This window comes from Janthinobacterium sp. CG_23.3, assembly GCF_046115965.1.
Taxonomy (GTDB): domain Bacteria; phylum Pseudomonadota; class Gammaproteobacteria; order Burkholderiales; family Burkholderiaceae_D; genus Janthinobacterium.
Genome location: NZ_JBJXIB010000009.1, coordinates 1 through 13,593, shown reverse-complemented (window position 1 = coordinate 13,593; position 13,593 = coordinate 1). Strand labels below are relative to the sequence as shown.

The window sequence follows — 13,593 nt, the reverse complement described above, 5'->3', positions numbered from 1 at the left end:
TGCTCGCACTGCGGCGCAAAAAACGCCTTGCACTGCATCCCGCTATGACCGTCAAAATGCACAATTCATTTTTTGAACGCTCCTGAGTTCCCAGTCGCCGTGACTGCTCCCTCTTACTAAGTAAGGAATACCATGTCTTCAAACCCATTGGCGCCCAGCGCCGCATTGGTCGCGTCGGTCAAGCAGGCCGCCGCGCAACCGCAACTGTACGACACCGCGGCGATCCAGAAGCTGGACTCGGCCCACTACATGCACCCGTTCACCGACTTCCAGGATTTGAACGCCAAGGGCGCCCGCGTGATGGTGCGCGGCGAGGGCATCTATGTCTGGGACTCGCAGGGCAAGCGGGTGCTGGACGGCATGTCCGGCCTGTGGTGCGTCAACGTCGGCTACGGCCGCACCAGCATCTCCGAGGCGGTGTACCGGCAGATGGAGACGCTGCCGTTCTATAACAGCTTCTTCAACACCACCAACCTGCCGGCGGTGCAACTGGCAACCAAGCTGGTCGAGATTTCGCCGCCGCAGTTCAACCACGTGTTCTTCACCGGCTCCGGTTCGGAGGCCAACGACACCAACCTGCGCATGGTGCGGCGCTATTGGGACCTGCTCGGCTACAAGGAGCGCCACATCGTCCTGAGCCGCAAGAACGCCTACCACGGCAGCACCATGGGCGGCGCCTCGCTGAGCGGCATGGACGGCATGCACGCCCAGGGCGGCTTGCCGATCCCCAACATCGACTACGTCGGCCAGCCCAACTATGTCGAGGGCGGCCGCGGCATGAGCCCGGACGCGTTCGGCATCGAGGCGGCGTCGTGGCTGGAGGCGAAGATCCTGGAAGTCGGCGCCGACAAGGTGGCGGCCTTCATCGGCGAGCCGATCCAGGGCGCCGGCGGCGTGGTGATTCCGCCGGCCACCTATTGGCCCGAAATACAGCGCATCTGCGACAAGTACGGCATCCTGCTGATCGCCGACGAGGTCATCTGTGGTTTCGGCCGCCTCGGCAAATGGTTCGCCTCCGAGCTGTTCGGCATCAAGCCCGACCTGATCACCTTCGCCAAGGGCGTCACCTCCGGCTACATTCCGCTCGGCGGCGTGCTGGTGGGCGACCGCGTGGCCGACGTGCTGATCGAGAAGGGCGGCGATTTCAACCACGGCTTCACCTATTCCGGCCACCCGGTCGCCTGCGCCGCGGCGCTGGAAAACATCCGCATCCTGGAAGAGGAAGGCTTGGTGCGCAAGGTCGACGAGGACACCGGCCCGTACCTGAAGCAGCGCTTCGCCGAACTGGCCGACCATCCGCTGGTCGGCTACGCCGATAGTTGCGGCTTCGTCGCCGGCCTCAACCTGGTGCGCAAAAAGGCCGCGGTGGTGCACGACTGCGAGCTGTTCGACCCGGGGTTGGGCGTCGGCATGATCTGCCGCGGCTACATGTTCGGCAACGGCATGATCATGCGCGCCGTCGGCGATCGCATGATCATCGCGCCGCCGCTGGTGATGACGCGCGGCCAGATCGACGAAATGGTGGCGCTGATCCGCACCTGCCTGGACGCGACCCACGCCGACGTCAAGGGGCGCGGCTGGGTGGAATAAATATTGCTAAGTGATAAAGTTGGGATGCCGGGTTTTGCAGGTCGGGTTGGCCCTCCGCTGTTACGCGACGTGGCAAACCCGACTGGCGTCGGCAGCGACGCGGCGTCGGATGACGCTTGCCTCGGCGGCCCCCGCATCCGACCGACGAGACGCTTTGCGGGACAAAGATGTAGAAAAGCCAAGGCCTGCTTGACGGGCGTGCGGCGGGGCCGTATAAAACCGTATAAAAAGCGTGATGAATACAGGTAGTCAAACCACTCTGATTCGATAGGGGACAAAAAAAATGGTTGCAAATCCGGCTTTACAGTTGAAGAAACGCATCGCATACGGCGTCACCAGGGCGTTGGCCGCGGCGGCCGTCGCGGCGGCGTTCGCCTCCCCCGCCATGGCCGAGGAAGAAAAGGTTCTGAATATTTATAACTGGTCGGACTATATCGCCGAAGACACGATCAAGAATTTCGAGAAGGAAACCGGCATCAAGGTGCGCTACGACGTGTTCGACAGCAATGAAGTGCTGCACGCCAAGCTGGTCGCCGGCAAGACCGGCTACGACATCGTGGTGCCGACCGCGCACTGGGCGCGCCTGCAAATCGACGGCGGCCTGCTGCGCGAACTCGACAAGGGCAAGCTGCCCAACCTGGCCAATATGGATCCTGCCCTGCAGGGCCAAATCGCCAAGCTGGACCCGGGCAACAAGCACCTGGTGACGTGGTTGTGGGGCTACACCACGCTGGGCATCAACGTCGACAAGGTCAAGGCCGCGCTGGGAAGCATGCCGATGCCGGACAACGCCTGGGACCTGTTCTTCGACCCCAAATACATCTCCAAGCTGAAGTCCTGCGGCGTCTCGGTGCTCGACTCGCCGTCCGAAGTACTGCCGCCGGCGCTGCTCTACCTCGGCAAGCCGGCCTACTCGAAGGTCAGCTCCGACTACCAGGAAGCCGGCCGCCTGCTGCAAAGCGTGCGCCCCTACGTCACGCTGTTCAGCTCATCGGGCTATATCAACGACCTGGCCAACGGCGCCGTCTGCATGTCGCTGGGCTGGTCGGGCGACATCAACATCGCGCGCCAGCGCGCCCTCGACGCCAAGAACGGCAACACCATCCAGGCGCTGATTCCGAAGACCGGCGCCGCGCTGATCTTCGACACGATGGCGATCCCGGTCGACGCGCCGCACCCGAACAACGCGCACCTGTGGATCAACTACATCATGCGCCCGGAAGTGCACGCCAGCCTGACCAACAAGGTCTTCTACACCAACCCGAACGCCGCCGCGATCAAGTTCGTCAAGAAGGACCTGGCCGAGAACAAGACCATTTTCCTCAGCGACGAGGACAAGAAGAAGATGATCGTGCCGGAGCCGCTCAACGCCGACATCCGCCGCACGATGACGCGCGTCTACACCAAGTTCAAGACCGGACTGTAAGCATGCCGTTGGCCCTCCCGCCCGCCCAGCGCGGCCGGGAGTGGCCGCTGCATGCCCGTTTCACCGACCATCCGACTATTTTTTTACTGCTCCCATCATGACGCTTGCACCACCCGCCGCATCGACCAGCGATGCCAGTCCGCCCTTCCTGCTTATCCGCAACCTGGTGAAGGAATTCGACGGCGTGCGCGCCGTCGACGATATCTCCGTCGGCATCAACAAGGGCGAAATCTTCGCGCTGCTGGGCAGCTCCGGCTGCGGCAAGTCGACGCTGCTGCGCATGCTGGCCGGCTTCGAAACGCCGACCGCCGGCTCGATTACGCTGGCCGGCCAGGACATCGGCAACGTGCCGCCGTACCAGCGCCCGATCAATATGATGTTCCAGTCCTACGCGCTGTTCCCGCACCTGACGGTGTGGGACAACGTCGCCTTCGGCCTGCGCCGCGACGGCTTGCCGGCGGACGAGGTGGCCAGCCGGGTCGAGAAGATGCTGGCGCAGGTGCAGCTGTCGAGCTACGGCAAGCGCAAGCCGCACCAGTTGTCCGGCGGCCAGCAGCAGCGCGTGGCGCTGGCGCGCAGCCTGGCCAAGCGGCCGCAGTTGCTGCTGCTCGACGAGCCGCTCGGCGCGCTCGACAAGAAGCTGCGCGAGCGCACCCAGATCGAGCTGGTCAACATCATCGAACAGGTCGGCGTGACCTGTGTCATGGTCACCCACGACCAGGACGAGGCGATGAGCATGGCCACCCGCATCGCCGTCATGAGCGAGGGCCGCATCCTGCAGGTGGGCGCGCCGGGCGAGATTTACGAGACGCCGAACTGCCGCTTCGTGGCCGACTTCATCGGCAGCGTCAACATGTTCGAGGGCCGCATCACGGTGGACGAGCCGGACCACGTGGTGATCGCCACGCAGGAGGTGGCGCACTACGTCAACCACGGCATCACCGGCACCATGGGCATGGCGGTGTCGGTGGCGGTGCGGCCGGAGAAGATCGGCCTGCAGGTCGAGCCGCCGTCGCCGCAGCAGCGCGCCTCGGTCGCCGAGCACGACTACAACAGCGCCCAGGGCGTCATTGCGGCGATCGCCTATTTCGGCAACGAGACCCACTACCGCGTGCGCCTGGACGGCGGCATGGAGTTGAAGGTCACGCGCACCAACGCCGCCCGCCACCAGAGCACCCGGCTGGAGCGCGAGCAACGCGTGCACGTCTGGTGGGACGGCGCCGACATCGTCGTGCTGACCCGCTGAGGCCGCCATGGACAAACTCCTGCAATCGCTGCGCGCCCTGTTGACGCTGCGCTGGGCCACCGGCCGCAACTTCGTCATCGGCGTGCCCTTCCTGTGGCTGGCCGGCGCCTTCCTGGTGCCGTTCCTGATCGTGCTGCGCCTGAGCTTTGCCGAGGTCGACGGCGCCGGCAACCCCTTCGGCAGCCTGCTCGCCTTCGTCGAGGGCGTCGTCGTCGTCAAGGTCAAGCTGTCGAACTACTTCTTCATCGCCGAGGACGACCTGTATGTGCTGACCTATCTGAGTTCGCTCAAGTACGCCGCCATCACCACCGCGCTGTGCCTGTTCATCGGCTACCCGTTCGCCTACTTCATGGCGCGTTCCAAGCCGACCGTGCGGCCGGTGCTGATGATGCTGGTGATGCTGCCGTTCTGGACCTCGTTCCTGCTGCGCATCTACGCGTGGAAGGGCATCCTGGCCAACCACGGCATCGTCAACGAGCTGCTGCTGTCGCTCGGCCTGATCGCCCAGCCGCTGCACATGATGAACACCCCGTTCTCGCTGCTGATCGGCATGGTCTACGCCTACCTGCCGTTCATGATCCTGCCGCTGTACGCCAACCTGGTGAAGATGGACGTGCGCTTCCTGGAAGCGGCCGCCGACCTCGGCGCGACGCCGCTGCAAACCTTCTGGCGCATCACGGTGCCGCTGTCGAAGTCCGGCATCATCGCCGGCGCCATGCTGGTGTTCATTCCGGCCGTCGGCGAGTACGTCATCCCCGAGCTGCTCGGCGGCCCCGAGACGCTGATGATCGGCAAGGTGCTGTGGGACGAGTTCTTTACCAATAACGACTGGCCGATGGCGTCGTCGGTGACGGTGGTGGTGATCCTGCTGATCCTGGTGCCGATGGCGATTTTCAACAAGTACCAGGCAGACCAAGAGGCGCGCGCATGAACGGTTCCACTTTCCTCCAGCGCTGGTTCGGCCGCGGCTGGCTCTCGCTCGGCTACCTGTTCCTGTACCTGCCGATCGTCGTGCTGATCGTGTTTTCCTTCAACAGCTCGCGCCAGGACATGGTCTGGAGCGGCTTTTCGACGCGCTGGTACAGCGAGTTGATGAGCGACACCCAGATCATCGCCGGCTTCGCGCTGTCGCTGAAGATCGCGCTGCTGGCGGCCACCTCGTCGGTGGTGCTGGGCACCTTCGCCGCGTTCGCGCTGAACCGCTACCAGCGCTTCCGCGGCCGCACCCTGTTCTCCGGCATGGTCAGCGCGCCGCTGGTGATGCCGGAGGTGATCATCGGCCTGTCGCTGCTGCTGATGCTGGTGTCGGTGCAGAAGATGTTCGGCTTTCCCGAGCGCGGCATGTTCACCATCTGGATCGGCCACACCCTGCTGGGCATGGCCTACGCCGCCGTGGTGGTGCAGTCGCGCCTGCAGGAGATGAACAAGTCGCTGGAAGAGGCGGCGATGGACCTGGGCTGCCGCCCGCACCAGGTGTTTTTCCTGGTGACGCTGCCGAATATCACGCAGGCGCTGGCCTCGGCCTGGCTGCTGACGTTCACCCTGTCGCTCGACGACGTGGTGCTGTCGGCCTTCCTGTCCGGGCCGGGTTCGTCGACCATGCCGATCGTGATTTTCTCGCGCGCCCGGCTGGGGCTGGACCCGCGCGTGAACGCGGTCGCCGCGCTGACCATTTTGGTGGTGACGATCGCCGTCATCGTTTCCAGTTTGATGCTGGCGCGCGCCGAGCGGCTGCGCCAGAAGCAGATTTCCGCCGCCTTCAAGGCGGATACCGAGTAGTCGTCTACAACAACGAAAATAAGAGGGAGTCACCATGCACTTGCTGAAGAAAATCGTGGTCGCCGTCGCCATCGCCTACCCGGCCGTGGCCATGGCGCAAAGCACCAAGGAACTGAAGGCCGAACTGGAGGCGTTGAAAACCCACGTCAAGAAGCTCGAGGCGATGATCGAAAAGGTCGGCGCCCAGGCGCAGCAGGCCAACACGGTGGCGGCCGCCGCCAGCACCGAGGCGGTGCAGGCGACAGCGGCGGCCAAGGCCGGCAACGCCGGCGGCGAGTCGGTCGACGTGGCCGAGTTCAACCGCATCCGCATCAAGACCGAGGCGATCGAGGACGCCACCGAGGCCAGCGGCTTGAAGGGCTTGAAAATTTCCGGCTACGTCGACCCGACCTATATCTACAACCGCAACGCGCGCACGTCGAGCTTCGTTTTCCTCAACAATAACAGCAGCATCAACGGCTCCGGCGAGGCCTTCAGCTACGACAACACCTTCTTCGGCAGCGGCATGCTGAACGTCGAGAAGGAACTCGAGGGCGGCACCAAGTTCAAGATGACGCTGATGCCGAGCAAGAGCGCCGGCGCCGGCTACAACTTCGGCAACCTGGTGCACGAAGCGTCGGTGTCGATCCCGCTGGGCGACCTGAGCACGCGCCTGATCGCCGGGCAAATCCCGGACTGGGCCGGCTACGAGTACATCCCGTCGACGCAGAACAAGCTGATCACGCACAACCTGCTGTTCGACTTCTCGGCGGCGAACTTCTACACCGGCGCCGGTGTCGAACTGTCGCGCGGAAAGTGGCTGTCGAAGATCATGCTGGGGAATCTGAACCTGGCCCGCGTCAACACCGCCAAGCAACAGGCGCCGGGGCTGTTCTACCGGGTCGACTACGCCAAGGGCGAATACAACGGCTTCGGCTTCGCCGGCATCCATTCCGGCTTCGACGACAAGGCCCAGTTCGGCCGCCTCGACCTGCTGGAAGTGGACGGCTACTTCACCCGCGGCGACTGGAATGTGCAGGGCCAGTTGTCGTACGGCCGCCAGGGCGCGACCGCGTCGAACGGCTATAGCGCCGACAAGCAAAAATGGTGGGGCCTGTCGACGCTGGCCTCGTTCAAGGTCACGCCGCGGCTGGAAACCATCGCCCGTTTCGACTACATTAACAACAAGCGCAACGGCGGCGGCCTGTTCGGCTCGACCTACGGTTCCGGCGACAGCGTCAACGGCATGTGCCGCATCCTCAACGGCGGCCCCGACGACGAGGCCAACTGCCCGGACGGGCGCAACGGCTTCGGCTCCGGCATGGTGTTCGACGGCACCGGCTGGGTGCTGGCCGACCCGAGCGAGGGCAGCAACCGCTACGCGCTGTCGCTGGGCCTGAACTACGCGCTGATGCCGGGCGTGAGCCTGAAGGGCGAATACCGCTACGACCGTTCCAGCGGCAACGTGTTCAAGACCTCGGACGAGCAGTACCGCCGCGACAACCACGTGGTGGGCGTCTCGACCGTGGTGAGTTTTTGATTTTATTGGGGAGTCAGCATGACAACAACACTGTGGCATGAGCGCGCCAGCGCCCTGCAAATCGACGGCCGCGCCTTCATCGACGGCCAGCGCGTGTGGGCCAAATCGGAACAGCGCTTCGACGACCTGTCGCCGGTCGACGGGCGCAACCTGGGGCCGGTGGCGCGCTGCGACAGTGCCGACGTCGACGCCGCCGTGGCGGCGGCGCGCGCCGCCTTCGACGACCGCCGCTGGGCCGGCAAGTCGCCGGCCCAGCGCAAGCGCGTACTGATCAAGTTCGCCGACCTGGTGCAGCAATACGGGGCCGAGCTGGCGCTATTGGAAACGCTGGACATGGGCAAGCCGATCAAATACAGCCAGAGCGTCGACGTCGGCGCCACCGCCAACTGTCTGCGCTGGTACGGCGAGGCGATCGACAAGATCTACGATGAAATCGCGCCGACCGCCGCCAACAGCCTGGCCCTGATCACCCGCGAACCGGTCGGTGTGGTGGCCGCCATCGTGCCGTGGAACTATCCGATGATCATGGCGGCGTGGAAGATCGCGCCGGCGCTCGCCGCCGGCAACAGCGTGATCCTGAAACCGTCCGAGAAGTCGCCGCTGACGGCGCTGCGGCTGGCCGAAATCGGCCTGGAGGCGGGCCTGCCGCCGGGCGTCTTCAACGTCGTGCCGGGCTACGGCCACGAGGCCGGTTCGGCGCTGGCGCTGCACATGGACATCGACTGCATCGGCTTCACCGGCTCGACCCGCACCGGCAAGCTGATCATGCAGATGGCCGGCCAGTCGAACCTGAAGCGCGCCTGGACCGAGTTGGGCGGCAAATCGGCCAACATCGTCTGCGCCGACTGCCCCGACCTCGACGCCGCCGTGCAGGCGGCCATCGGCTCGATCTACTTCAACCAGGGCGAGAGCTGCAACGCGCCGTCGCGGCTGTTCGTGGAAGAGTCGATCAAGGAGCGCTTCCTGGAGAAGGCTTTGGCGATGATGCCGAGCTTCCAGCCGGGCGACCCGCTCGACGAGGCCACCGTGATGGGCGCCATCGTCGACGCGACGCAGCTGAAAACGGTGATGGGTTACATCGACGCCGGCAAGGCGGCCGGCGCCGCCCTGCTGTGGGGCGGCGAACAGGTGCGCGGCGACAGCGGCGGCTACTACGTGCAGCCGACGCTGTTCGACAAGGTCGACAGCGGCATGAGCATCGCCCGCGAAGAGATCTTCGGACCGGTGCTGTCGGTGCTCAGCTTCAGCGACATCAACGACGCCGTCAAGCAGGCCAACGCCAGCCCGTTCGGCTTGCAGGCGGCGGTATGGACCGCCAACATCAGCAAGGCGATCCAGACCGCGCGGGCGCTGCGCGCCGGCACCGTGCACGTCAACCAGTACGACGGCGACGACATCACCGTACCGTTCGGCGGCTACAAGCAGTCCGGCAACGGCCGCGACAAGTCGCTGCACGCCTTCGACAAATACACCGAGCTGAAAACCACCTGGATACAGATCGGTTAGCATTAAGTTAGCGTGTCGTAGGTCGGGTTAGCCCATCCCCGTTACACGGCGTGGCTAACCCGACCTGCGACAATCGCGCTCACTTAACGCCATCAGGGTTGACCCCAGGTTTTAATGCATCCAGCGCCCCGCTTTTAAAAGACGAGACCATGAGCACAGCGGAATCAGAAATAGCCCAGTACCAGGCCAGCCTCGCCGCCAGCGGCGTCAAATTCGTCTTCGCCCAATTCACCGACATCCACGGCGCCGCCAAGGGCAAGCTGATCCCGCTGGCGCACCTGGCCGACATCGTCCACCCGGGCGCCGGCTTTTCCGGGCCGTCGATCTGGGGCACGGGTCTGCCGCGCACCGGCGTGCGCTCCGAATATTACGGCCGCGCCGACCTGGCCACGCTGCAGGCGATGCCGTGGCTGCCCGGTTACGCGCGGGTGGCGCTGGACGGCCACGTCGCCGGCGCGCCGTTCGAGGTGTGCCCGCGGCAGATCCTGCGCAAGCAGGTGGCGCGCCTGGCCGAGCGCGGCTGGACCCTGAACGCCGGCCTGGAACCGGAATTCTTCCTACTGCAAAAGGGCGCCGGCGGCGCCGACGCCGAACCCGGCGACAAGCTGGAAAAGCCGTCCTACGACAGCAAGAGCCTGCTGCGCCGGCGCGGCTTCCTGGAAAAACTGACCGCCTCGCTGGACGCCTGCGGCCTGCAGGTGTTCCAGATCGACCACGAGGACGCCAGCGGCCAGTTCGAGCTCAACTACCACTACGCCGACGCGCTCAAGGCGGCCGACAATTTCATGCTCTTCAAGATGGCGGCGCACCACATCGCCGAGGAGGAGGGCATGCTCTTCTCGATGATGCCCAAGCCCTTCGCCGACCGCCCCGGCAGCGGCCTGCATTTCCACCTGTCGCTGGCGGACCAGGCGGGCCGGCCGGTGTTCGCCAGCGACAGCGACGCGAATAAGCTGGGATTGTCGCAGACCGCCTACCATTTCATGGCGGGCCTGCTGCACCACGCGCCGGCGCTGGCCGCCCTGTGCGCGCCCACCGTCAATTCGTACAAGCGCCTGATGTGCGGCCAGTCGCTGTCCGGCACCAGCTGGGCGCCGGCCTTCATCGGCTACGGCGACAACAACCGCACCACGGTGGCGCGGGTGGTCTACAAGCGCATCGAGTGGCGCCTGCCGGACAGCGCCGCCAACCCCTACCTGGCGTTGGCCGGCGTGATCGCGGCCGGGCTGGACGGCGTCGAGCGCGCGCTCGACCCGGGCCGGCCGGTGAACCGCGACGTGTACGAAATGACGGACGCCGAGCGCGCCGAACTGGGGCTGGCGATCCTGCCGCAGAACCTCGGCGTCGCGGCCGAGGCACTGCGCCGCGACGCGGTGCTGGCGGCCGCGCTGGGCCAGGCCTTCGTCGACGAATACGTGGCGCTGAAAAGCGCCGAGTGGATCGAATACAGCCAGCAGGTCAGCGCCTGGGAAACCGCGCGCTACCTCGAGCGCTTTTAAGGAGAGACGAGATGACCCAGGCCATGCGCGAGTTCCTGCGCGAGCACAACATCCACGAGGTCGAGTGCGTGATCGCCGACATGACCGGCATCGCCCGCGGCAAGATCCTGCCGAAGGACCTGTTCCTCAGCGAGGGCGAGATGCGCCTGCCCAAGAGCGTCTTGCTCAACACCGTCAACGGCGAGCAGCCGAACAATCTGCCCTACGTCGGCGCCACCGACCCCGACATGATCTGCGTGCCCGACCTGGCCACCATCCGGGTGGTGCCTTGGGCGGCGGAGTCGGTCGCGCTGGTGATCCACGACTGCCAGGATTTCGAGGGCAATCCGGTCGGCCTGTCGCCGCGGGCGGTGCTGCGGCGGGTCCTGAAGCTGTACGCCGAACGCGGCTGGCAGCCGGTGGTGGCGCCCGAAATGGAGTTCTACCTGGTGGCGCGCAACAGCAATCCGCACGAGCCGCTGTCGCCGCCGCTGGGGCGCAGCGGCAAACCGGAGTCGGGCCGGCAGTCGTACTCGATCGACGCGGTCAATGACTTCGACCCATTTTTCCTCGAACTGACGACGTTTTGCAAGCTGCACCAGCTCGGCGTCGAAACCCTGATCCACGAGGCCGGCGCCGGCCAGATGGAAATCAACTTCAGCCACGGCGACGCGCTGGAACTGGCCGACCGCGTGTTCCTGTTCAAGCGCGCGGTGCGCGAGACGGCGCTGCGGCACGGCATCTTCGCCACCTTCATGGCGAAACCGATGGAGGCCGAGCCGGGCAGCGCGATGCACATCCACCAGAGCCTGCTCGACAGCGGCAGCGGCGAGAACATCTTCAGCCGCCGCGACGGCAGCGCCAGCCCGTTGTTCTTCAACTACCTGGCCGGGCTGGAAAAATACCTGCCGGCGGCGACCCTGCTGCTGGCGCCGCACGTCAACTCCTACCGCCGCCTGTCGCGCTTCATGTCGGCGCCGACCAACGTGCGCTGGGGCTACGACAACCGCACCTGCGGCCTGCGCATCCCGAATTCGACGCCGGCCAACCGCCGCGTCGAAAACCGCGTGCCGGGCGTCGACGTCAACCCCTACCTGGCGATGGCGGCCACGCTGGCCTGCGGCTACCTCGGCATGATCGAGGACCTGACGCCGTCGGCGCCGACCGCCGACAGCGCCGAACACGTGCACGACGAACTGCCGCGCAACCTGGAGGACGCGATCTCGCGCATGCGCCAGTGCGGGCCGCTCAGCGACATCCTCGGCGAACTGTTCGTGCGCGCCTTCTGCGAGGTCAAAGAGCTGGAGTTCGCCACCTACAGCCGGGTCATCAGTTCGTGGGAGCGCGAGCATCTGATGTTGCTGGTGTGAGCGCCGGCGACGCCGGAAAAAGACCGCGGCGTGGAGCCGGGGCCAGCCCCTGGGGGTCTGACCCCGGGGGACGCCCCCGGTTGACGGCGAGCCGGCGGCCCGCACAATCTATTCGACTGCATTTGGAGGGCGCATGACGCTGCGACACGGAGTGAACTGGGAGCGCGCGCTGGCGCTGGCCGGCGCCGAACGGGCCTTTTTCGAGCGGAACAACCCGGCTTCGCGGGCGCTGGCCGCGCGCGCCGCCGAGCACATGCTATTCGGCGTGCCGATGCACTGGATGCGCGACTGGTCGACGCCGTTCGCGTTGACGGTGGACGAGGCCAGCGGCGCGCGCTTCAGCGACGCCGACGGCCACGCATACGCCGACTTCTGCCTCGGCGACACCGGCGCCATGTTCGGCCATGCGCCGGCGCCGGTGGCGCGGGCGATCGCGCGCCAGGCCGCGCGCGGCTACACCGCCATGCTGCCGTCGGAGGACGCGGTGTGGGTCGCCGCCGAGCTGGCGCGCCGCTTCGCGCTGCCGTTCTGGCAGTTCGCGCTGTCGGCCTCGGACGCCAACCGCTTCGTGCTGCGCTGGCTGCGCGCCGCCACCGGCCGCGCCAAGATCCTGGTCTTCAACGGCTGCTACCACGGCACCGTCGACGACGTCTTCGTCGACCTGGTCGACGGCGTCGCCACCCAGCGCGACAGCCTGCTGGGCCAGGTGCACGACTTGACCGCGCACACCCGCGTGGTCGAGTTCAACGACCTCGCCGCGCTGGAGGCGGCGCTGGCCGACGGCGCCGTCGCCTGCGTGCTGGCCGAACCGGTGATGACCAACATCGGCATGGTGCTGCCGCGGCCCGGCTACTGGGAAGCGGCGCAGCGGATCCTGCGCCGCCACGGCACCTTGCTGGTGATCGACGAGACCCACACCATCAGCAGCGGCCCGGGCGGTTACGCGCGCGCGCACGGCATCGAGCCGGACGCGCTGGTGCTGGGCAAGCCGATCGGCGGCGGCGTGCCGTGCGCCGCCTACGGCTTCACGCGCGAGCTGGCCGGCCGGGTCGAGCGGGCCAAACGCTCGGCGCCGCCCGGCCATTCCGGCATCGGCACCACGTTGACGGCGAATATGTTCGCGCTGGCGGCGATGCGCGCCAATTTGGACGAGGTGATGAGCGAGGCGGCCTACGCCAGCATGTTCGCGCTGGCCGGCCAACTGGCGGCGGGCCTGCGCGCGGTGATCGCGCGGCGCCGGTTGCCGTGGTGCGTAACCCAGGTTGGCGCCCGCACCGAGTTCCAATTCGCCGCCGCCGCGCCGGCCAACGGCAGCGAAGCGGCGGCCATCCTGGACGGCGAGCTGGAACAGATCATCCACCTGTACCTGCTCAACCGCGGCATCCTGATCACGCCCTTCCACAATATGCTGCTGGTGTGCCCGGACACGCGCGCCGCCGACGTCGACCATCTGCTGCGCGTGTTCGACGACTGCGCTGCCGCCCTCATGACTGGTTAAGCTTTCGTAGGTCGGATGCGGGGGCCGCCGAGGCAGCGTAATCCGACGCCGGGCCGCCGCCGACGCCAGTCGGGTTACGCCCTGGCGGGTTAACCCGACCTTCTATGATGAATTCCAAGTCAACTGGTTTTTCGCAAATTTATCCTATCCCTTGTTTCGGTATCGGCGGGGTCAAGGGCGG

General features: G+C 66.1%; 10 protein-coding genes. All 10 read left to right on the top strand.

Features of this window, described 5'->3' with window-relative positions; genetic code table 11:
- Positions 1-132 precede the first annotated feature (132 nt).
- The 10 genes from ACFDR9_RS04465 to ACFDR9_RS04420 all read left to right on the top strand — a co-directional run bounded on the left by ACFDR9_RS04465 (position 133) and on the right by ACFDR9_RS04420 (position 13,412).
- Positions 133-1,590, top strand: coding sequence for an aspartate aminotransferase family protein (locus tag ACFDR9_RS04465; RefSeq protein WP_026133536.1), 1,458 nt, complete (start codon positions 133-135; stop codon positions 1,588-1,590).
- Positions 1,591-1,873: 283 nt separating this feature from the next.
- The gene (locus tag ACFDR9_RS04460) at positions 1,874-3,016 is read left to right on the top strand and encodes a polyamine ABC transporter substrate-binding protein (protein ID WP_409030211.1); all 1,143 of its coding nucleotides are present in this window, start codon (positions 1,874-1,876) and stop codon (positions 3,014-3,016) included.
- A 97-nt stretch (positions 3,017-3,113) separates the two neighbouring features.
- Complete coding sequence (locus ACFDR9_RS04455) at positions 3,114-4,262, top strand: ABC transporter ATP-binding protein (RefSeq protein WP_409030210.1); 1,149 nt, start codon at positions 3,114-3,116, stop codon at positions 4,260-4,262.
- A 7-nt stretch (positions 4,263-4,269) separates the two neighbouring features.
- Positions 4,270-5,193 (top strand): ABC transporter permease subunit, encoded by a 924-nt coding sequence (locus ACFDR9_RS04450; protein ID WP_017879384.1) that lies wholly within the window; start codon positions 4,270-4,272, stop codon positions 5,191-5,193.
- The gene (locus ACFDR9_RS04445; RefSeq protein ID WP_017879383.1) at positions 5,190-6,041 is read left to right on the top strand and encodes an ABC transporter permease; all 852 of its coding nucleotides are present in this window, start codon (positions 5,190-5,192) and stop codon (positions 6,039-6,041) included. The genes ACFDR9_RS04450 and ACFDR9_RS04445 overlap by 4 nt, the downstream gene beginning before the upstream one ends.
- A 34-nt stretch (positions 6,042-6,075) precedes the next feature.
- Complete coding sequence (locus ACFDR9_RS04440) at positions 6,076-7,560, top strand: DUF3138 family protein (RefSeq protein ID WP_409030209.1); 1,485 nt, start codon at positions 6,076-6,078, stop codon at positions 7,558-7,560.
- Between the two features lie 18 nt (positions 7,561-7,578).
- Positions 7,579-9,066, top strand: coding sequence for an aldehyde dehydrogenase (locus ACFDR9_RS04435; protein WP_409030208.1), 1,488 nt, complete (start codon positions 7,579-7,581; stop codon positions 9,064-9,066).
- 149 nt (positions 9,067-9,215) lie between these two features.
- A complete protein-coding gene (gene glnT, locus ACFDR9_RS04430) occupies positions 9,216-10,565 on the top strand; it encodes a type III glutamate--ammonia ligase (protein WP_409030207.1) in 1,350 nt (449 codons plus the stop codon).
- Between the two features lie 11 nt (positions 10,566-10,576).
- A complete protein-coding gene (locus ACFDR9_RS04425; protein ID WP_017879379.1) occupies positions 10,577-11,914 on the top strand; it encodes a glutamine synthetase family protein in 1,338 nt (445 codons plus the stop codon).
- Positions 11,915-12,047: 133 nt separating this feature from the next.
- Positions 12,048-13,412 (top strand): aspartate aminotransferase family protein, encoded by a 1,365-nt coding sequence (locus ACFDR9_RS04420; protein WP_409030206.1) that lies wholly within the window; start codon positions 12,048-12,050, stop codon positions 13,410-13,412.
- Positions 13,413-13,593: the final 181 nt, after the last annotated feature.